The 22,761-nt window shown below is 40.7% G+C and carries 16 protein-coding genes; 15 read left to right on the top strand and 1 reads right to left on the bottom strand.

What is annotated here, in order from left to right:
• The first annotated feature begins 50 nt into the window (after positions 1–50).
• The 8 genes from LKD48_RS08140 (at position 51) to LKD48_RS08105 (ending at position 11,665) form a co-directional block, all read left to right on the top strand.
• Positions 51–1,409 (top strand): glycosyl hydrolase family 28 protein, encoded by a 1,359-nt coding sequence (locus LKD48_RS08140; RefSeq protein ID WP_308731706.1) that lies wholly within the window; start codon positions 51–53, stop codon positions 1,407–1,409.
• A gap of 75 nt (positions 1,410–1,484) precedes the next feature.
• Complete coding sequence (locus LKD48_RS08135) at positions 1,485–3,092, top strand: CehA/McbA family metallohydrolase (protein ID WP_308731705.1); 1,608 nt, start codon at positions 1,485–1,487, stop codon at positions 3,090–3,092.
• 63 nt (positions 3,093–3,155) lie between these two features.
• Complete coding sequence (locus LKD48_RS08130) at positions 3,156–6,455, top strand: alpha-mannosidase (RefSeq protein ID WP_308731704.1); 3,300 nt, start codon at positions 3,156–3,158, stop codon at positions 6,453–6,455.
• Positions 6,456–6,653: 198 nt separating this feature from the next.
• Complete coding sequence (locus tag LKD48_RS08125; protein WP_118612018.1) at positions 6,654–7,592, top strand: ABC transporter permease; 939 nt, start codon at positions 6,654–6,656, stop codon at positions 7,590–7,592.
• Positions 7,592–8,458, top strand: coding sequence for a carbohydrate ABC transporter permease (locus LKD48_RS08120; protein ID WP_118612019.1), 867 nt, complete (start codon positions 7,592–7,594; stop codon positions 8,456–8,458). Before LKD48_RS08125 ends, LKD48_RS08120 begins: the two co-directional genes overlap by 1 nt.
• 96 nt (positions 8,459–8,554) lie before the next feature.
• On the top strand, positions 8,555–10,087 hold the full coding sequence (locus LKD48_RS08115; protein ID WP_118612020.1) for an extracellular solute-binding protein: 1,533 nt from the start codon (positions 8,555–8,557) through the stop codon (positions 10,085–10,087).
• Between the two features lie 85 nt (positions 10,088–10,172).
• Entirely contained in the window at positions 10,173–10,937 is a 765-nt protein-coding gene (locus LKD48_RS08110) for a metallophosphoesterase family protein (RefSeq protein ID WP_308731703.1), read from the top strand.
• Positions 10,934–11,665, top strand: a complete 732-nt coding sequence (locus LKD48_RS08105) for a phosphatase (RefSeq protein WP_118612022.1) — start codon at positions 10,934–10,936, stop codon at positions 11,663–11,665. The genes LKD48_RS08110 and LKD48_RS08105 overlap by 4 nt, the downstream gene beginning before the upstream one ends.
• Before the next feature lie 2 nt (positions 11,666–11,667).
• On the opposite strand, the gene LKD48_RS08100 is transcribed toward LKD48_RS08105, so the two are convergent.
• Positions 11,668–12,594 (bottom strand): AraC family transcriptional regulator, encoded by a 927-nt coding sequence (locus LKD48_RS08100; RefSeq protein ID WP_308731702.1) that lies wholly within the window; start codon positions 12,592–12,594, stop codon positions 11,668–11,670.
• A gap of 222 nt (positions 12,595–12,816) precedes the next feature.
• Here LKD48_RS08100 and bglB point away from each other — a divergent pair, with 222 nt between their 5' ends.
• The 7 genes from bglB (at position 12,817) to LKD48_RS08065 (ending at position 22,711) form a co-directional block, all read left to right on the top strand.
• Positions 12,817–13,917: a beta-galactosidase BglB gene (gene bglB, locus LKD48_RS08095; RefSeq protein WP_308731701.1), complete on the top strand. Its 1,101-nt coding sequence runs from the start codon at positions 12,817–12,819 to the stop codon at positions 13,915–13,917.
• 32 nt (positions 13,918–13,949) lie between these two features.
• Positions 13,950–15,623, top strand: coding sequence for a hypothetical protein (locus LKD48_RS08090; protein ID WP_308731700.1), 1,674 nt, complete (start codon positions 13,950–13,952; stop codon positions 15,621–15,623).
• Positions 15,624–15,779: 156 nt separating this feature from the next.
• Positions 15,780–16,757 (top strand): BadF/BadG/BcrA/BcrD ATPase family protein, encoded by a 978-nt coding sequence (locus LKD48_RS08085; protein WP_308731699.1) that lies wholly within the window; start codon positions 15,780–15,782, stop codon positions 16,755–16,757.
• 12 nt (positions 16,758–16,769) lie between these two features.
• A complete protein-coding gene (locus LKD48_RS08080; protein WP_308731698.1) occupies positions 16,770–19,244 on the top strand; it encodes an ATP-dependent DNA helicase in 2,475 nt (824 codons plus the stop codon).
• A 148-nt stretch (positions 19,245–19,392) separates the two neighbouring features.
• Positions 19,393–19,965 (top strand): sigma-70 domain-containing protein, encoded by a 573-nt coding sequence (locus tag LKD48_RS08075; protein ID WP_227101570.1) that lies wholly within the window; start codon positions 19,393–19,395, stop codon positions 19,963–19,965.
• Between the two features lie 35 nt (positions 19,966–20,000).
• Positions 20,001–21,407, top strand: coding sequence for a sensor histidine kinase (locus LKD48_RS08070; RefSeq protein ID WP_227101569.1), 1,407 nt, complete (start codon positions 20,001–20,003; stop codon positions 21,405–21,407).
• A 26-nt stretch (positions 21,408–21,433) separates the two neighbouring features.
• Entirely contained in the window at positions 21,434–22,711 is a 1,278-nt protein-coding gene (locus tag LKD48_RS08065; protein WP_118612031.1) for an FtsW/RodA/SpoVE family cell cycle protein, read from the top strand.
• Positions 22,712–22,761: the final 50 nt, after the last annotated feature.

The raw sequence follows: 22,761 nt of genomic DNA, 5'->3' as shown, positions 1-22,761 counted from the left end.
ATGCCCTTGCCCTTTTACTATATAAGCAGCAAAAAAAGGAGGAATATTTGATGATTTACGACGTATTAGAATATGGTGCGAAGGCAGATGGAGTAACAAATGACGCTGCCGCTATTCAGAAAGCAATTGACGAATGCAGTGCTGCCGGTGGCGGTCAGGTTGTGCTTAGAAGCGGAAGAACATATTATTCAAGCTCCATTATTATAAAGCCATATGTAGATCTTCATTTAGAGAGAGGAAGCGTATTAAAGGCGCATAGCGATCTGACAACTTATTTTCATCCAAATGAGGGTCAGAAGGATAATGGTGTAAAGATTGAGGGAACACCAGTAACATTAAAGCCGTCATATGCTTTTATTTATGCGAAGGATGCCGACCATATGGCAATCACAGGAGATGGCGTTATTGACGGAAATGCATTTGCATTTGTAAAGCAGGTAAGCCAGTACTACGTTACAGGCGATTTTTATCCGCGCCCGACTGTCATCTATGTAGAACATTGTAATCATATCAATTTTACAAATATTATTATCAGAAATGTTTCTTTCTGGACTTTGCACACAGCAGGCTGTGATGATGTATTGATTGACCGCATTCGCATTTTAAATGATTTGAATGTTGCAAACTCTGATGGTATTGATCCAGACCATAGCACAAATGTACGCATTATAGGCTGCCATATTGAGTGTGGTGATGATTGTATTTGTCTGAAGAGTTCTGCGGGAAACATGGAATATGGTCCGACAAAAAATGTGCTGATCAGTGATTGTACATTAATTTCCACTTCCGCAGCATTGAAGATCGGAACAGAAGGAACTGGCAATTTTGAAAATCTGACAGTAAATAATTGTATTATCAGCGGCAGTAATCGTGGAATTTCTATTCAGATTCGCGATGGCGGTCATGTAAAAAATGCAATGTTTTCAAATATCATCATCGAGACACGCCGTTTCGCAGATTGCTGGTGGGGCTGCGGTGAGCCAATCAGCATAACAACACATAATCGTGTGCCAGAGAAGCAGTCTGGCCATATTTCAGGAATTACATTCCGCAATATCACCTGCGACTCAGAGAATGGTGTATTTTTATCAGGCAGTGATGGAAACCACATTGAGGATGTGCTGTTTGAAGATGTCAAGGTAAAGATTCATTCAAAGAGCAAATGGCCAAAGGGTCTTTATGATTTAAGACCAGGCTTTGGACAGAAGATTGAAGAGATTCCAAGCGCCGGCTTCTATATGAGAAGAGCAGATGGCGTGACTATACGAAATAGCCGTGTTGTTTTTGAGGGCGAAGAGCGCGATTGCTTTGGAGAGGCAATCCATGCGCAGGATTGTGCAGATCTTGTAATTGAAGGCTTTAAAGGAGAAGCAGCAAGACCAGAGTTAGAAGCAATAGTAATTGAATAGTTGAATTGCGATTAAATGTATTGCAGCAAAGCAATTATTAAGTATCAATTTAAATAAAAAGGAAGCAGAAAAACAATGAAATTTGATAAGCTGATTGAGCTCTTAAAGGAAATGGAGACAACAATAGAATCAGAAGAAAATCAGACATTTCTTGAAAAATTAAATCGAGAGGAACTGATCAACACGATGCAGTTTCTTCAAAGATGTGCAGCGCAGGCAGGGTATTACTATAATTTGCAGGCTCCAGGCAGTGAATTTGGTATTATGAAGCTGCAGGCAACAGAAAATGATGACCCGATTGTGGCACAGGCAAAAATTTGGGATAATAAAGAGCATAAGATTCGCACTCGTTTTTCTCTTCGCCGTTTAGTGACCGAGGAAGACGGCACATTGTCTGTGAAGCTGCCGTGTGGAAGCTATGAGGCAGAGGTGACATGCGGGCCAGAGTACAGTACTATATTTGTACCATTTGAAATAACAAAGGATAAAGTGACAACAATTAAGGCAAGATTGGCGCGTATAGCGCATTTAACTGATCATGGATGGACAGCAGGTGATCTTCATCATCATAGTATATACAGCAGTCCGGCATATGGCGGAACAGATCCTGTAATAGAGACTCCAGATCAGGTGTGCCGTTCCATGAAGTCTCTTGGAATGCAGTTTGGTGCGCTCAGCGACCATCATAACGTGCTTAACCATGAAGAATGGCAAAGACAAAATAATAACTTTACACCTATTATCTCAAAGGAAATTTCAACCTCTAATGGTCATGTGCTGCAGCTTGGCGTGGATGATGATGTGATCTATGAGATTCCAAATGGAAAAGAGCGCACAACGGAGAATCTTCGCAATGAATTTATCCGCATTTGCAATGAGATTCGAAAAAAAGATGGTTTGCCGCAGGTTAATCATCCGTTTGATGCGAGTTTTTCCACTCGCTACAACAGCGAGTTTTGGGATATGATTGAAATTTTTGAATCAATGGAGATTTGGAATGGTGCGACTCCATTTGCAGCTGGCACAATCAATGCTAAGGCATTCAAAAAGTGGCTGTCTCTTTTAGATGAGGGAAAGCGCCTGACTGCTACAACGGGAAGTGATACACACAACATTTATGGTGACGATTACTTTGGCATGACAGAGTGGTTAGATTGGCTGATGGATATTGTGATGAAACACCCGGAGATTTATCCAGAGCAGATGAATGAGAAGGTTGCCTATCTGACTTGGCTGTACAAGAAGGTATGGCCGCGTCTTTTATCGTGGGTGGAGCAGTCTAACACACCGTCTACAATCCATAATTATGTGTATACAAATGGAAAAAATCAGCCTCAGGAAATTCTCCAGGCTATCCGTGAGGGACATAGTTTTATAAGCAATGGTCCGCTTATTACGGCAGAGATAAATGGTGTTTCTTATGGTGATACAGCAACGCTTAAAGATAATACAGGTAAACTGTCAGTTCATGTATTTTCAAAGAAGCCAATCAATCATCTGTGGATGTATACAGGTGTTGATAAGAAGGTTGAAATTTGCACAGGATCAGGCAGTCTAGAGGGTGGCTTTGCGTATGACATAGTGACAGATGAGTTTGATTTTGGTGGTGCGTCATGGGCTTTGTTTGTGGCAGATGGAGGAGAAAATAATCTTGCAATTTCAAACCCAATATTATTTGCATGAGTTTTAAATAAAAATCTGAAAATTAGGGTAAAAATCTGACCCTGATTTTCATTAGGAGGAAAAATGAGATCACTTGACTATATGAATCGTGTGGAGGCGTATGTGAATCGCTTAAACAGCGAGCGCCGTACTGTGCTTGAAACAATCCCGCAGGTGCGTTTTTTGGATCTGATGGCAGATGAGCTCAATTGCAATGATACGACTACAGATTGCAAAGAGGATGAGAATAAAAAATATGGTGTAGCGCCAAATCTAGATGCAGCACATACAAGAGGCTATGCGAAGAGACAATTCGTATTGGAGGATTGCAGTAACTGGCCAGTTTTTTCATGCGCAGATACGTGGGGCGGTCCAGATTACCATGGGATTTTTGCTTTTTCTGTGAAAATAACAGAACAGATGAAGGGACGCATGATTGGCTTTTCGCTTGACACTGGTGCAGATGATATATGGAACACTGATAATCCACAGATCATGGTTTATGTAAATGGAGTGCTTACGTGTGCCATGGATCTTAATCATCATGAAGTAATATTAAGTGATTGTGCAGAGCCAGGAAAGATATATGATATTCGATTATATGCATATGTCAACAGTCCAGGAAAGAGTAATTTTTTATATCTTAAGGTATTCGCGAAGGAACAGGAGGCAGAGGCACTTTATTATGATATGAAGCTTCCGCTTGAGGCAGCAAAGCAAATGCGCCCGGAAGAAGAAAAAAGAAGAAAGCTTCTGGAGCTTTTAAATCAGGCAGGTGATATATTAGATCTTCGCATTAAGGGAAGTGATAAGTATCGTGCATCACTTATAGCAGCAAGTGAATGGCTTAAGGAAAATTTATATGAAAAGGAATGGGAGATTGACAGCCCAACTGTTTATGCACTTGGTCATACGCATATTGATGTGGCATGGAAATGGCCGCTTCGCCAAACAAGAGAAAAGGCTGTAAGAAGCTTTTCAACAGTGCTTTATTTGATGAAGCGTTATCCAGAGTATCGTTTCTTTTTAAGCCAGCCTCAGCTTTATGAGTATGTAAAAGAAGAAGCACCGGAGGTTTTTGAGCAGGTAAAGGAACGCGTAAAGGAAGGACGCTGGGAGGCAGACGGTGCTATGTGGCTGGAGTCTGACAGCAATTTAACTAGCGGTGAGTCACTTATTCGTCAGATTTTATATGGAAAGAAATTTTTCAATGAAGAGTTTGGCATTAAAGAGCAGGAGATATTGTGGCTGCCTGATGCATTTGGCTTTTTAGGTGCATTGCCGCAGATCATGAAGAAAAGCGGTATTCGCTACTTCCTGACAACAAAGATGGGCTGGAATGATGCCGATCAGCAGCCAGATGATACATTTCTTTGGGAAGGAATTGACGGAAGCCGCGTAACAGGCCTTTATATCACAACAAAGAATTACGAAGCATACCCGGAGCGTTTTGAAAAGCCAGTTCGCGAGGTTACATACAATGGCAGACAGAATGCCAGCCAGACAATGGGAACATGGCAGAATTACAGAAATAAAGAGCTAAATGATGCTGTTCTTACAATTTATGGTTATGGTGATGGAGGCGGCGGCCCGACAGAAGGAATGCTTGAGGAAAGTAAGCGTTTGTCTTACGGCATCCCAGGAGTTCCTAAGGTAAAGCTGTCTGGACTAAAAGAGTACTTACAGGTACTTGATAAAAATTTACAGAATAAAAAGTTAAACACATGGTATGGTGATCTGTATCTTGAGTATCATCGCGGTACATTTAGTTCAATTGCAGAGAATAAAAAGAATAACCGTATATGTGAGTATAAAAATCAGCAGGCAGAGTGGCTGGCATCACTTTTGTGGTGGATGAATAAGAAAAATGAGAATGCAAACAAGAATGCATATCCAAAAGAGACGCTTGATAAGGCATGGAAGCTTCTGTTGTTAAATCAGTTTCATGATATTTTGCCGGGATCTGCAATTGATGAAGTCTATGAGCAGTCAGATATTGACTATGCAAAGATTAAGGCAATGGATGAAGAAATAATCAGTGAGGCATTAGAAAGCCTGAGCAGTAATAATAGCGAGCAAAAAAACGGAATCTGTGCATGGAATCCACTTGGCTTTGCAGCAGAGCAGGTGATTGAGCTTGATAAAAAGAAGCAGCAGGAATGCGGTATCGACAAGGGCTGTTCTCTTACTAATGTGACAGCCGCGCAGTGCCTTAAAGATGGCAAAATGCTTGTCACAGCTACACTTCCTGCAAAGGGCAGCTTATATATGGAATTATCTGCAGAGAAAGAAAGCTTAGACAAAAAGGCAAAGAAAGAATATTTTGTTTTACGTGATGAAAATACACTTGAGACACCTTGGTATATTGTTTCCTGGAATGAGCTTGGCGAACTTACCTCTCTTTATGATAAAGAGGCAAAGCGTGAAGTTTTAGAAGCAGGTACTGTGGGAAACGAGATTGTTGTTTATGAAGATATTCCTAAGGATTATGATGCTTGGAATGTGGAGTCATATTATTCAAGAAAGCATTGGAAGACTCTTGCGAAAAAGCCTTGCATGATGACTGAGACAGGAGAAATCTGTGCTGTGCTTCACACAGAGCTTTCTTATGAGTCTTCAGTTATTGAGCAGGATATTGTATTCTTTGCACACACAAGACGCATTGATTTTAAGACAAAGATTGACTGGAAAGAACAGCAGCAGCTTGTAAAAGCAGAGTTTCATTTGGATGTCATGACAAGAACGGCAGCATGCGAGATTCCATATGGTGTGATGGAGCGTCCAACACATAGAAATACAAGCTGGCAGCGTGCCCAGTTTGAGATGTGTGCACATCGCTTTGTGGATCTGTCTGAGCCAGGCTTTGGTGTGGCTTTGTTAAATGATGGAAGATATGGTCATTCTATTGAGGACAGCTTTGTTAGTCTGACGCTTCTTACATCAGGTGTCTTCCCATTCCCAGATGCTGATAAGGGACTTCATGAACTTACATATGCCCTGATGCCGCATATGGGTGACTGGAGAGAGGCAAATGTGGTACACGAGGCAGGAAAGCTTAATGAAAAGCCGATTCTTTCTGTTTATAAGCCATCGCTTTTGACAGAGGAAAAATCTTCAGCCAGATATACAATGTGTGAAGTGTCATCACCAAATGTTATTGTAACATCAGTAAAACGTGCGGAAGATGAAAGTGGACTGATTGTTCGTATGTATGAGTCAAGCGGTATCCGCACAAATGTGGAATGGAATTTAGAGGGCCTTTGCCCGAAATACATCTATGAATGTGATATGATGGAACAAAAAGAAAGAGAAGTTGTGTTTGACGGACAGAGAGCAAAATTTGAGATCAGACCGTTTGAGATCAAGACATTTTTGTTGGTATAAATATAAAAGTGCAGTAAGAAAAATAGGTTTCTTCGGAAAAAATGTGGAAAAGATACAATGAAAGAGCAAAAAATGCAATGTTTTTCCGAAGAAACCGACCAAATACGCATAGCTTTTGGGTGTGCAATTTTGCTATAATCAACACATCAGATATGAAAAGTTTCTAAAGAAACAATAAAAAAAAGGAGGACTGCGGACATGGCAAACAAAAAAACGCCGGGTGTGGCAAAGAAAAAGGTTAATTGGAAAATATACCTGAGAAATACCTGGCAGCTGTATGTGATGATGTTGATACCGATTATCTGGCTGATTTGTTTCAAATATAAGCCGATGCTGTACATCGTTGTTGCATTTAAAAAGTATAACATTTTCAAAGGAATTTGGGAGTCTCCGTGGGTTGGTTTTAAATATTTCAAGGAGGCATTCGGATCAAGTGAGTTCTGGTTTGCAGTAAAGAATACATTGATTTTAAATATCGGTGATTTGATTATCGGATTTCCATTCCCGATTTTTTTGGCACTGTTTTTAAATGAGTTAAGAAGTACGGGCGTCCGCAAGATGACTCAGATCGTTTTGTATCTGCCAAACTTCCTTTCTTGGGTTATTATCGCAGGTATCAGTACTCAGCTGTTCTCAGGAAATGGTCTGTTAAATGGTGTACTTGGCGTATTTGGTTTACCAACAGTACCGTTCTTAACAAATACAATTTGGTGGAGAATTATTTACTGGGTAATGGGTATCTGGCAGTCAGCTGGTTATTCACTGATCATTTATTTGGCAGCACTTATGGGAACTGACCCGTCACAGAGTGAGGCAGCTTACCTTGATGGTGCAACAAGATTACAGCGTATCTGGTATGTAACAATTCCTCAGATTATGCCGACCATTTCCACACTGCTTATTATGCAGCTTGGTAAAGTCATCAACATCGCATTCGACCGTCCTTACATGATGAGCAACATGCTTGTAAAGGATGCATCAAATGTACTTAGTGTATATGTATACGAAGTTGGTATCGGTAAGGGACGTTTTGACTACGCAACAGCAGTTGGTCTGTTCCAGTCTGTAATCGGTATCGCTATGGTAATTATTTTTGATAAGATCGCTAAGAAAATGGGACAGGGAGGTGTCATGTAATGGACGGATTAAAAACAAAAGAAGATCGCCGCTTTCAGACGTTCTGGGTAATCTTTTTTATCTTAATCAGTGTGATTGCAATTATCCCGGTACTTCGTGTAATTTCCATTTCATTCTCTGGTAGAGATGCAATCAACAAGGGACAGGTATTTATCTTCCCGATTGGATTTAATGTAGATGCTTATGCAAAGGCATTAAAGAGTGGTACATTCGTAAGCTCTTTTGGATATTCCATTATTCTTATGGCAGTTGTAACTGCAGTTGATATGATTATGACTATCCTTCTTGCATATCCGCTTTCAAGAAAGGGTCTGAAGGGTTCAAAGATTGTCAATCTGTTCTGCGTTATCACCATGTATTTAAACCTTGGTACAATCCCGAACTACTTAAATATCAAGTCTTTCGGCATGATTGATACTGTATGGGCATTGATCATTCCTGGTGCACTTAGTGTTTACAACATGATCATCATGCGTACTGCATTTGCAAGTATTGATGATTCCTTGTATGAGGCAGCACGTATTGATGGATGCGGTGAGTTCAAGATTATGTATCGTATCGCAATACCGCTTTGTGTACCGACTATCGCAACTCTTTGTCTGTTCTACGCAGTAGGTCGTTGGAATGGTATTGATGATCAGCTGTACTATGTACAGAAGACAGGTCTTCATACTGTTCAGATGGCGTTAAAGCAGATGATCGAGGCTGTAAATGTTCAGTCTGAGGAGAGTGGTACAACACAGCTTGTAGCAGAGAATATTAAGGCAGCAAGTATTACGCTGTCCATGACTCCGATGTTAGTTGTATATCCATTCATCCAGAGATTCTTCACTCAGGGTATTATGCTGGGTGCAGTAAAGGGTTGATTTTACACAATATTTTTTCAAAGTGAGTGTCTGCGCTGTCTGGCTAAAGCCAGACGGGCAGTGACATCATAAAAAATCTTTTAGGAGGAGTTTACAATGAGAAAGATGAGAAAATCAGCTGCAGTAGCTCTTACAGCAGCAATGGCAGTAACAAGCATGGGCGTGATTCCGGCAATGGCAGACGAAACCACTACAATTCGTGTTATGGTTTGGGACCGTGGAGATGCTCCGCAGGGTATGACTGTTGAGGAGAACAAGATGAGCGAGTGGATCAACGAGCAGGTTGCAGATCTGGGTCTGCAGGTTGAGTTCGTAGCTGTTCCAAGATCTACCAGTGAGGATGTTCTGACAACTATGATGACTGGTGGAAATGCACCTGATATCATTTTCTCTTATGACCAGAACGTATTCTTAAACTACGCAAATCTGGGTGGTCTGGCTGATCTGACTGACGCTTACGAGAATATCGGAACTACTATTCAGGAGCAGTCTGGTGATATCCAGAACATGGGTCTGTATGATGGATCACAGTACGCAATCCTGTCAAAGAGAGGAACTGAGAATCCGCGTCATACCGCTTACATCCGCAAGGATATCCTCGATGAGATGGGACTTGAGGTTCCGACTACAAAGCAGGAGCTGATTGATGATCTGTATGCAATTCATGAGAAGTATCCGGATATGATTCCGTGGAGCATGGGCGGACGTCAGGATACAGAGAAGATGTATCTGAACTTTGTTGGTTCCTATGTAACCTTCGAGGATGAGAAGGATGAGTTTACCTACAGCGAGAATTATATCGTAGCTCATGACGGCGCATTAGATGGTATTAGAGAGATGAACCAACTGTACAACGATGGCATTATCGTTCAGGATTTTGCTACTGATACAGATGAGTCCGTACATAAGTCAAACATCGCAGCTGGTAAGGTTGCATTCTTCTTGGATGATAACTCTACTCAGTGGGAGAATATCCATACCTTAAACAATGACCTTGACAAGTCCACTTTCGTTCCAGTTGAGTGTTTCACTCAGGAGAATGGAGATATTCGTAACGTATACGAGCAGATGTATGGTATGTGGATCATGGTTCCGGCAGCAAGCGAGGATAAGGTTGAGGCATGCATGACTTATCTGAACTGGTTAGCAGATCCGACCAATGCAGAGAACGTAGCTTACACACCAGAGCATGAGGTTAGCAAGAATGGTGTTCCGGTTGCATTTACTGCTGATGAGTTAAGTACAATGGGTTACAAGGGAACTCTTGATGATTACAACATCGTAAACAAGCATTTCGCATTCCAGGATGATGAGGCTGGTATTGTTGAGAGTGCTATGGGTAAGGATCCGATCGACTCCAAGGAGTGGTATGAGAACTTCTATGAGACAGTTGCAATTGGCAAGTATCGTTATCCAGTATTCTCTATCAATGCTGAGGCAGAGAACGAGTATGGTACTCAGATCCGTTCTGATCTGATCGAGTATGTATACAGACTGATCAGCTGCAAGCCAGATGAGTTTGATTCCTTAGAGGCTCAGTTAAAGAGTGATATGGACAATGCAGGTCTGACCGACATTATCGAGGGAAGAGCTGCTCTGTATGATGAAGAGATGGCAGCAGCAGAATAAATTGTAACAACATAAGCGAATACGCAATACAGAAAGCGGGGGCTTACACGGCTCCCGCTTTTTACTTTATAAAGGAGGAAACAAGATGATAGCAGTAATCAGCGACGTGCATTTTCCATCCAATGCAGAACGGCAAAAGATTATGGAGACAGGACTAAAAAAGCTTACTGGTATTCGTGCACTTTTTATCTGCGGCGATTTCACAGATAATCGTAACGACACAAAGCCAGAAGAGGAGATGAAACTGCCAGAATATATAAAGAAGCTGCCATATCCTGTTTTCTTTATTGATGGTAATCATGAAGATTATGATGTATTAAAAAGACTTCCTAAGATTAGTGATAGTGAAAATGAATTACTTTTTCAAAAGAGCGGATGCAGCCTAACAGCAGAAGATACAATGAAGGCATCAGATGGCATTTATTACCTGAAAAGAGGAAGTGTATGTAAAATCGACGGATTTTCTATGCTTTTAATTGGCGGAAGTACAACCGGCCCTGGGTATAAGAAAAATCATCCTGATATCTGGCAGAAAGATGAGGATCTGTCAAAAGAGGATGAAAAGCGAGTTTTAAAATCATTGCAGGAAAATAATTATACATTTGATTTGATTTTAACGCATACCGTTCCAGAGTGCATGGTAAAGGCGTGGTTTCCAGACAAGGATCTGTCAGTGACAAATAAAATTTTAGAGCACGTATGGCATTCGATTTCATATCAGCACTGGCTATTTGGTCATTTTCATGATGACGAAGATTACCCAGAGCGCATGCACTGCCTTTATAATGATGTGATGCTTCTTGAAGCATTAAAAGACGGTGGTATACGTGCAGAAAGGAGAAAGCTATGAGAAATTATGAGATAAAGACTGACCTTCACACACATACGCTAGCAAGTACTCATGCATACAGTACATTAGAGGAAAATTGCCGCGGCGCATTTGCAAACGGCCTTGAAGGAATCAATATGAGTGATCATGGTCCATCAATGCCTGATGCACCGTATGAAGGTCATTTTTCTAATATGAGGATTTTGCCAGAGTACATCCATGGTATAAAGGTTTGGAAGGGTGCTGAGGCCAATATTGTAGATTATGAGGGACGTATTGATCTTACTGAGCACACACTCGGACGTCTTGAGTGCATTGTGGCATCATTTCATGAGCAGACTTTTAAGGCAGGAACAGTTGAACAGCACACAAATGCGTATATGCAGGCACTTAAAAATCCTAAGATTCATATTTTAGGTCATAGTGGCACTGCACAATATCCGTATGATCATGATACTGTCATAAAAGAGGCAGCACGTCTTGGAAAGGCAATCGAGTTAAATGAAGCTACCTTTCATGTGCGTCCATCTTCTATTGCAAACTGCCGTAAAATAATTGCAAAGTGCAAAAAGTATGGAGCCTTTATAAGTGTCGATTCAGATGCTCATTTCAGTGCGTTTGTTGGAGTGTATGACTGTGCAAGAAAGCTTCTTGATGAATTAGACTTTCCTCAGGAACTGATTATCAATCGTAACGCTGAAACTGTGAGCAAGTGGTTAAAAGAGCTAGCCGCAGCAAGCGAAAATTAATATTAAAGCTCCACATTTGATTGCTGACTTGTGATCGTCGTTGAGCTAGAGCGCATTGCAGATGGAGACTGATCGTAAGTCTGGCGGAAAATTCTGTTAAACTGAGAAAAGCTTTGAAAGCCACATGACTGTGCAATTTTAGAGATAGGGTGGTTGGTTGAGAGCAAAAGATCCCTTGCACGAGTAATGCGTACCTTTTGAATATAGTTTATCAGTGTAAAGCCAGTAACTTTTTTAAACTGGTGAGACAGATAGCAGGAGCTTAAAAAGAATTTGTCAGCCAATGAATCAAGTGACAGTTCTTCTTCATAGTGACTGTGGATATAGTAGGCAATGCTGTATATTTTTTGTGTTGCAGAGTTGCCGGATGACTTGTTTGTGTATAGATTTTTGTCCTGATTTTGCTGAATCGCATACAAAAACTGTATAAACATCGAGTGAATAATAAGCCGCTGTTCTGGGTGCTCCAGATAGTCATGATTTCGCGAAAAAGTATAAATTTCATCAATGATGTCCAGCACCTGTCTTCGTATTTCTTCGGGAAAACGATAGATTGGTGTCTGGGCATTAAAAATAGATAAAAGCGGCAGATAATAATCTGTCATGCCAAACAGATCTTTCGGGTACCAGAAGGAAATGATTAGTCGTTTGCTTGGCGGACCAGCCGGATATTCAGTCCGATGAAGAATAGTCGGCGGCAGCAGCACAATGTCGCCTTCCTCAAGAGAATATGGCACACCTTCAATAAAATGGATGGCATCAGGAGAGAGTGGAATCATGATTTCATGAAAGCGGTGTGAGTGCTGAAATTCCATGTTAATTTGCTTATAGCGCTCTCCATAATCAAAATAATAAAAAAGAGAAACATCACAGTCATTTATAATAATGCTGTAATTGCGTTGATATTTAAGCTGAAGCGAATGATCCATTGAAACCTCCAATAGTATTTATAAAACTGTAACATCAGTATACCGATTTACAGCAAAATATGCAAGAAATATTGAAAAAGAAAACAAATTTTAAATAGATATTTTGTATGCCATTTTGTATACTGAGTACAAGGTGTAACAGTTTATGCATAATGTGTAACAGATTACATAGAGTACGTTTGGGTATTCAAACAAAAATATAAAAGTAAAGGAGCGGGGACGATGGAGAATGTAACAGCAGCTCAGGTAAAAGATGCCTTAGAGCGTGTGATCGCAAGCTTTCAGACTGTATTGTATGAGGATGATGAGCAGTTTTTAGAGAATATGAAGACAAAGAATCTGGAGGGCGATGATATTCGCAGATACCAGCATTGGGAGTGGACACAAGGTGTTGGTTTATATGGATTCTGGCGTCTTTTTGAAGCGACAAAGAAGCCAGAGTATCTGGACATTTTAAAGCGTTTCTATGAAAAGCAAATGGAGGTTGGTCTTCCTGGAAAGAATATCAATACCGTAACCCCTCTTCTTGCAATGTCTTATTTTGCAGAGTATACGAAAAATGATGAGTATCTGGCAATCTGTGACGAGTGGGCTGAGAGTATTATGCACGATTTTTTGCGCACAGAGGAAGGCGGTCTTCAGCACAAGACATCTGATACCATGAATAATGGTGAGCTTTGGGATGATACCTTATTTATGACAGTATTGTTTTTAGCTAATATGGGACGTATTCGCGGCAAGAAGGAATATATTGAAGAAGCGCAGTATCAGTTTCTTCTTCATGTAAAGTATCTGACAGACAAAAAGACAGGTATGTGGTTCCACGGCTGGACTTTTGATGGTCATCACAACTTTGCAGAGGCACTGTGGGGAAGAGGAAACTGTTGGATTACAATGGCAATTCCGGAATTTCTTGATATGGTAGAGTGCCCGACAGCAGTTCGCCGCATTTTAGAGGAGTCCGAGCGTGCTCAGGTCAACGCACTGATGCGTTTCCAGGATGAATCTGGTATGTGGCATACTTTAGTAGACGATCCGACCTCTTATGTAGAGGCGAGTGCAACATGTGGTTTCGCATATGGTATCCTTCGTGCAGTTGATCTTGGCATTGTTGATAAGTCATGCGCAAATTCTGCAATGAAGGCGCTTGCACCAATTTTAAAATGTGTCAGTGAAGAAGGCAAGGTAGAGCAGGTTTCCTACGGAACACCGATGGGAAGAGAGAGCAAGGATTTCTATAAGCAGATCCCGCTTATTCCTATGCCGTATGGACAGGCACTGGCAATTTTGTTCTTCATGGAAGCATTGAAGCTTTGCAAATAAAAACAGCTAAAATAGCTGGAGGAGTATAGAAAATGAAGCGTTATATTGATTATCTGATTCGCAGCGAGGAACATCGCGTAGATGAAATGCTGTTTTTGCAGATTAAGGATAAGAACGATTTATGTTATGGACTGATGCGAGGCGATGTGATTGAGGCAAAGCCAACGATCTATATGATGGCAACGGCACTGGCATTATATTTAAACAGCAGAAGCCGCTATTATAAGAGCGAGAAGCTGATGGAAGCGCTGCAGCTGGCGGCAGATGGTGTGGCACGTGTTCAGAGAAAAAGCGGCTATATTGATTATCCGTGCTGTAATTTCTTCTCAGCACCAGATACTAGCTTTTGCTATAAAAGATTAAATGATGGCTATCGCCTGATGAAAAAATATCAGGACGTAGCAGATACAACTATTCTTCAGAAAAAGTACCTTGCTATTATGAGAATGGCAGCAGAGGCTATTCGTGATGGCGGATTCCATACACCGAACCATCGCTGGGGCATTTGTGCAGCACTTATGCAGGCAGCCAAACTGTTTGCTGATGATACCGAGTTTGCAAAGAGCCTTATGGATCGCACTGTTTTATACCTTCAGGAAGGTATTGACGGAAATGCTGAGGGTGAGTATGCAGAGCGTTCAACTGGAAATTATAATGCTGTTGTCAACAATGCAATGATGGCAATGTATCAGTGCTCAAAAGATGTGAAGTATCTGGCATATGTAGAGCGCAATTTAAATATGATGATGTACTACATTGAACCAAATGATATGGTCTTTACTCAGAACTCTACACGCCAGGATCAGGGCAAAGAAATTTTCATGGACAAGTATCTGTATCAGTATATGTACCTGATTGCATATGATGGAACAGATGGCTTTATCAAGCTTACACCAGAGGAGCATGCACGTTTTGATGGTGCTGCACATCAGATTATAAAGGGCTGTGCTGAGACTGGACGTCAGGCACCAAATTGTCTTCATCTTTTGATGATTTATGATAAGACACTTGATTACACATTTGAAAATTGTGGTTTCTTGAAGACTTACCGCAAGCTTTTCAAAGAAGCTGGTGTACTTCGTGTGAAGAAAGAAAATTATTCCTACACTGTTATGAAGAATCGAAGTGCCTTTTTGTACTTTAATGTAAATGGTTTGGAAGCATATTTAAAGATTGGCGAAAGCTACTGTGAGATTCGTAATTTTATTCCAGATGAGATGGATATACAGGAAGGAAAGACAGTTCTTTCACACACAGCAAGAGGCTGGTATTATCTGCCATGGAAGGAAAAGCAAAATACAAGCGACTGGTGGCAGATGGATCATAAAAAGCGTGATCTTATGATTACAAGTGATCTTCACACTCAGGTAGTCATAACAGAGTGTGAAGATGGTCTTGAGATCAGCGTAGATACAGATGGATTAGAGCGTTTGCCGCTTCGTATGGAGCTTTGTGTGCCGTCACAAACGACCTTAGAGAATGATCATTTCTGCATGGAGACAGTGGCTGGAAAGTCAATGGTTCTGTCAGATGATTATGTAACAATGACAAAGGGACTTACAAGCATCGAATTTGGACCAGGTGCATGCGAGCATCATTTTAAGGGACATTATTCAGGCGAAGAAGTAAATGCTGATGGATATACAATCTACTGCAATACATATACGCCGACAAAGAGAGTTTACACTCTGAAGGTAAAACAATAAATGTAAATACAAATAAAAATACCCGGCTTTTACAGGCCGGGTATCTTTATTTGTAAAAGTATGATATAATACATTGCAGTTAATACCCCTGGTAAGGGAAGATCAGTACAATATATATATAGGCAATACATTTTTTTAGAAAGGCAGGATACATATATGAAGTTTTATGCAGGATTAGATGTTGGAGGAACATCGGGAAGAGTAAAGTTTTCGGCAGAGGATAAGACTCTGATTGGGGAATATTTAGGTGAGGGCTGTGCATTTAATACAGAAGGGTATGAGCTTGGAAGAGAGAAGTATCGTAAGCTTATGGACGCAGCTCTTTCAAAGTATGAGCTTACAAGTTCAGATTGTCTTGGCATATGCATTGCGGCAAGCGGTATTGACTCTAAGGAGCAGGAAATGCAAATGAGAAGCATCTTTGAAGAGATGGGATTTGCAAAAGAACGTATTTTGGCTGTAAATGACTGTGAGCTCTTTTTATATTTGTCTAAAGGACCTGTGCTTGTCACGATTTCTGGAACAGGTTCCATTTGTTATGGAAGAAATGAGGCAGGAGAAGTTTTTCGCACCGGCGGATGGAATCATGTATTGAGTGATGAAGGAAGTGCATATGATATAGGTCTTCAGACATTTAAAGCGTATGCAGATTGGTTGGATGGAAGGATCAATTGTCCAATTCTTGCAAAGAAGATTGCAAATGCGACAGGTGTTAAAACATTGGAGCAGGCTGACGTTTATGTAAATGATCATTTGCTTGATAAGAGTCCTGTCGGAGGGCTGGCTGTTTTATGCGCACAGGCGGCAGAGGAAGGTGATCTGGTAGCAAAAACAATTATAAAGGAGTGTGCGGCTAAGATTTTTGCGCTTGTATGGGATACATGCTGTAAGATGGAAGGAAAACCAGATAATCGTATTAAACGTGAGCTTGATGAAGCCTTTTTTGCAAATCAAGAGGCAAAAGCTTTGCAGGCAGATTTATGGCTGTGGGGAAGTGTCAATGTAAAGAATACATTTTTCCGCGAGCAAATTATCAATATGGCTAAAAAGAAGCTTCCGAATGTAACAGTAAAAATTCCAGAGAAAACTGCGCTTGATATTGCACTTGGCGTAGCACAGGAGCACTTTGCATAAAGGAAAAGATCAATGCATAAGCTGATTGAAAATCAAGTGCGGATTTCAGTGCGAAATCTGGTAGAATTTATTCTTAGAAGCGGTGATATTGATAATCGTCATTCCACAAAAGCACAGTATGATGCGATGCAGATAGGAAGTCGTCTGCATCGCAAAATACAAGGTTCGATGCCGGGTACATATAAGGCAGAGGTTTCTCTAAAGCATACAGCGCACTACAGGGACGTTGAGATTTTGCTTGAAGGAAGAGCTGATGGCATTATTACACCAGATGAAAAGTCAGTAAGGGAAGAACAAGCTAATTTACTTTATCAGGCAAAAACAGATGAGAATGTATCAGCAGAGATTTCATTTATCATTGATGAGATTAAAGTCATCAGGCAGGATATGGAAAAGTTAGATAGTGCAGCACAAGTTCATATAGCGCAGGCACTTTGCTATGCCTATATGTATGCAAGAGCACTGAATACAAAAGCAGCAGGTGTTACAGAAGAAAACGAGGAGAAAAAAAGGCTTTGTATTGGCATACAAATCACATATTGCCATCCAGAAACAGAAGAAATCAAGCGTTTCTTAAAAGTATATACTTTTAAAGAAATTAAAGAAGAATTTGATCACTATATAAGTGAATATGGAAAATGGGCGCAGTTTTTGTATGAGCATCGTCTGGAAAGAAATGCTTCTGTACAAAAACTGTCTTTCCCTTATCCATATCGTGCTGGGCAAAAACGTCTTGTTGCGGCAGCATACCGCACGATGATAAATGGAGAGCAGCTTTTTATTCAGGCACCGACAGGGATCGGAAAGACACTTTCAACTGTATTTCCAGCTGTATGGGCAGTTGGAGAGGAGTATGCTGATAAGATTTTTTATCTGACAGCAAAGACGATAACGCGCACAGCGGCAGTATCAGCATTTGATATTTTGCGAGAAAATGGTCTGAAAATGTCATACATTGCTCTGACATCAAAAGAAAAAATCTGTCCGAACACAGTTATGGAGTGTAATCCCGTGCAATGCCCATATGCCAAAGGTCATTTTGATCGTGTAAATGAGGCAGCATTTGATTTGATTCATGATTGTGAGCAGATTACAAGAGAAAAATTAGCTGCCTGCGCAAAGAAATATAAGGTTTGCCCATTTGAGTTATCACTAGATGTCAGCTATTGGGTAGATGCCATAATTTGCGATTATAATTATGTTTTTGATCCTCATGTGCGTCTGCAGCGTTATTTTGCAGACGGTGAGCGAGGCGAGTACATATTTTTAGTAGATGAGGCTCACAATTTGGTGGAGCGTGCAAGAGAGATGTACAGCGCTAAACTTGAAAAAGAGGAATTTCTTGCCGCAAAAAAATATTATGAACCATTTAAGTCAGTCGTAAAACAGATAAATAGCTGCAATCGCAAACTCCTTGAATTAAAAAGAGAGTGTGATGTATGGAAAGTTCTTTCAGAGGGTGAAGGGATAGGCTCATTTGTCATGGCATTAGAGCGGCTATATGAAGCGTTAAACCGATTGAGTGAAACACATCCGGAATGGACAGCTCCAAAAGAGGCAAGTGAGTTTTTCTTTCATGTAAGAGATTTCCTGGAAGTATATGAGCGGCTTGATGAGCATTATGAGGTATATATGGAGCACACATCGCAGGGAACCTTTCAGATAAATCTTCTCTGTGTAAATCCAGCTGAGCGTTTGCAGGAATGCTGCGCACAGGGCATTTCAACTATATTCTTTTCGGCAACACTTTTGCCAATTCGTTATTACAAGGAGCTTCTCGGACAAGGTGAAGAATCAAAGGCAATCTATGCTGCATCTCCATTTGACCCGAAAAATCGTCTCATTGTAACAGCAGCAGATGTATCATCAAAATATACAAGAAGAACAGCATTGGAATATACTCGTATAGGCCAGTATATTAAGGCAATAACAAATAGCAGGCGTGGAAATTATCTTGTCTTTTTTCCATCATACACATTTCGCGATGAAGTTGAAGCTTGTATGGAAAAAGAAGAAAATGTACGCTATATTCGTCAGGAAAGCAGCATGACAGAAGCGCAGAGAGAAGAATTTCTTGATGCATTTAGAGAACAGGACACACCGACTGTCGGTTTTTGCGTTATGGGAGGCATTTTTTCCGAGGGAATTGACTTGCAAAACGAAGCTGTAATTGGTGTTATTATTGTAGGAACGGGATTGCCGCAGACAGGGTCACGTCAGGAAATTCTAAAAAGTCACTATGAAAAAGAAGGAAAAAATGGTTTCCTATTTGCGTATCTTTATCCTGGAATGAATAAAGTATTGCAGGCAGCAGGACGTTTAATCCGCACAAGCAAAGATTATGGTGTTATAGCCCTGTTAGATGAGCGTTTTTTGCAGGGATCGTATCGAAGTCAGTTTCCGCCGGATTGGACAGATATGAACATTGTACAACTTTCGAATTGTACAGCGCTGTTAGAACAGTTTTGGGCAGATATTGAGCAATAGTTTTTGTTTTCTGGTAATTGCAGGGTTGCGTTAAGTGGTAATATCCGTTATAATAAAGACGATTTGCAGCAGGGCTAATACTGATGCATAAAGCATAAAATGAAGGCAGATTTAACGGAGAAATAGTAGAAAGGCAGTCAATTAAATTATGGAAAACCAGTTTTATCAGATGTATCTGGATGAGTTAAGTGAAATTCCAGAGTGTACAAATGAGGAGATGGAAGCATTGTTAAATAGTCTTCCAAACGAGGAGGCAGTGAAGCGTCTGACAGAGGGCAGCCTTGCCTATGTCGTGCGTGAGGCAGCGAAGTATGCAGGAAATGATGTTGAAATATCAGATCTTGTTCAGGAAGGAAACATGGCACTTTTGCTTGTATTAAAAAACTATGCGTCGCATCCAGTTGTAGGTGATGATGCAGTTTCCTATTTTAATCAGCTTCGTGAGCGCGCAGTTCATATGGCAATGGAAGCAGTTACAGAAGAGCAAAAACAAAGTGAGCAGACAGCAGAAAAATTAACAGCTTCTGTTAATGTCTTAAATGTAGTCATGACAAAGCTTGCAGAAGAGCTTGGACGTGAGCCTAACCTTTCTGAAATCGCAGCAAAGATGCAGATGAGCGAGGATGAGGTACAGGCTGTTATGAAGGAAGCCATCAATGCTGTTGCTGTTGACAGGAGTGAGGCAGCACAAAAGGAAGATGAAGCACTAGAAAATCAGTAAGTAAGAAAAATATAGTGGAAAAGAGGCACTTCTATATGAAACGGGCGATTGTAAAGCGGTTTATTGTTGTACTGATTGTGGCGATGGCAATAAGCAGTATTGTCATCAGTATGTCATATTATCGTCTGGCAAGTCATCGCGTCATGGAAGATATGAAGCCAGTACTGCTTTTGTTAGATGCCACAATTGACTGGGAGAGCAGCGATCTGGAAAAACAGATTGTTGAAATCAGCAGTCAGATGAATAATGATTATAGAATTACAATTATTGATAATGATGGAAGTGTTTTGGCTGATTCTGAAACTGGAAATCCAGAGACGATGGAAAATCACAAAAACAGAAAGGAAGTCAAGGAGGCTTTTCAAAACGGCTTTGGAACAAAGGTGCGCAATTCCAGCACAATCAAAGGAAGTATGATGTATGCGGCATATTGTTCACCAACGCAGCATAAGGTCATTCGTATTTCTATCCATCACGATGTGATTACAGATCTGATGAAAATGATGGTACCGTCTATTGCGATTAGCCTTTTGCTGGCATTATCAGTTGCCGGTGTGCTGACTAATAAATTTGCCGCCTCCGTCACTAAGCCAATTCTTGAAATCTCACACAAGCTTGAGGGTATCTATGATGAGAAAATTGATTTTAATTTTCCTCATTACCAGTATGATGAATTAAATATCATTGCGCGCACAACAACTGACATGTCAAAAAGCGTGCAGGATTACATACGAAAGCTTGAAAAAGAAAAGACGATTCGTCAGGAATTTTTCAGCAATGCTTCTCATGAATTAAAAACACCGCTTACAGCAATACGCGGCTATGCCGAGCTTCTTCAAAGTGGTATGGCATCAGATACACAGATGCAAAAAGAGTTTTTAGGACGCATTCACTCAGAGGTGGAGGAAATGACAAGCCTGATCAATGACATATTGATGATTTCCCGATTGGAGACCAAGGAGTTAATGCCGACTAAGGAAATGCTATGTGTCAAGAGTGTGGCAGAAGAGGTTAAAAAAACACTTAAGCCGTTAGCAGATGAGAATAATGTTTCGCTTGAAATCCATTGCTGTGATGAGTTTGTTTATATGGATCGCAGCCATCTTCAGGGAATATTGTCTAATCTTATGGGAAATGCAGTTAAATATAACAGACCAGGCGGCTTTGTCCAAACCGATATCACAATGGACAGCACAAGTCTTTCAATTCGTGTGGAAGACAGTGGTATAGGCATTGCAAAGGAGGATCAGAAGCGTATCTTTGAGCGTTTTTATCGTGTAGACAAGGGACGCAGCAAGCGAGTTGCCGGTACAGGACTTGGTCTTTCTATTGTAAAACATGTAACAGAATTTTATGGCGGCTGTGTCAGTGTAGAGAGTCAGTCAGGTGTGGGAAGTACATTTCTTGTTCAGCTTCCGGCTGCATCTTTAGTTCAAAAATAAGAACAAGAATGAAAGGTTAATATTGTATGAAAAAAAAGAAAGCGCCTCTTGTACGTCGTATGAAGGAGTTTGTGAAAACAAGCGTTGTATGGGGACCGCTTGATCATAATCTGTTTTTTACGATTATTTTCTTAAATGTATACGGAATTATTATGGTATACAGTGCCAGCTATAACAATTCGATTACAAAGAATTATAGCTATTTTATGAATAATCAGCTTAAAAATGTAATATTTGGATTTGTTATAATGATTGTTGCGTCATATGTTAATTATCACCGTATTGTGCGACTGGGCTGGGGCTGGTTTTGGCTTTTGGCTGCAGTGGCCATTATTGCGGCACTAAAGACACCACTAGCTCACAGTGAGCTTGGTGCAACAAGATGGATAAAACTTGGTCCTGTAAGCTTTCAGGCAGCGGAGCCAATAAAGGCAGCCATAATTATTTTCTTCGCTTATTATGTGAGTTATTGGGGATTAAACAGGTGGTATAACCAGCTGCTTGCGTGCCTGCTTGCCATTGCGCTTTTGGGTTTTTTATTCTTCTTCTCAAATAATTTAAGCACGGTTATCGTTTTGTTTTGTATTTGTGCCGTTATAATTTTATCAAGTGTAAAAAAGCCGGATCTTTACTGGTATTTCCTGCTTGGTCTTGCATTAATTATCATAGCAGCAATTTTTGTTACTGTTTATCTTTTGATGCATCAGGGCGCAGAAAACTTTAGATTTGTGCGTATACGTGCATGGCTTCATCCAGAGGAGTATGCAGCAGATGAAGGTCTTCAGGCGATGCAGGCGCGCTATGCAATTGGCGCAGGCGGTTTCTGGGGCAAGGGTCTTGGACAGAGCCTTATTAAATTCAAGCTGTCGTATTCTTACAATGACTTTATTCTGGCAATTATCTGCGAAGAGCTTGGCGTGTTTGGCGTTATCGTGATGATGACATTATTTGGCTATTTGCTGTATCGTATTTACAAGATTGCACAGAATGCATGGGATATTGAAGGAAAAGTATTGGCAATAGGTGTGTTTACGCAGATCGCACTCCAGCTATTGATAAATGTGATGGTTGTTACGAGTGTAATTCCGACAACAGGTGTTACACTTCCATTTTTCAGTGCGGGTGGTACATCTGTTGTTTTCCTGCTTGCAGAGCTTGGAATGGTATTAAATGTGGACAAGTATGCAAAGGAACGCAGATTCTTTGAGGAAGCAGAACGCCATGTTGCTCAGATGGAACAGCGAGGCGGTATCGGAGCAGCAGGATGGAGACGTCGTCTTGATTCGGCAAGAACGCGCAGATAAAAATTTATTTCCAATAAAAAAAGTGCCGGGCGGTCAAACGCTGGCACTTT

Source organism: Anthropogastromicrobium aceti, assembly GCF_020687335.1.
GTDB classification, from domain to species: Bacteria; Bacillota; Clostridia; order Lachnospirales; family Lachnospiraceae; genus Anthropogastromicrobium; species Anthropogastromicrobium aceti.
This window is presented reverse-complemented; position numbering and strand designations above follow the sequence as displayed.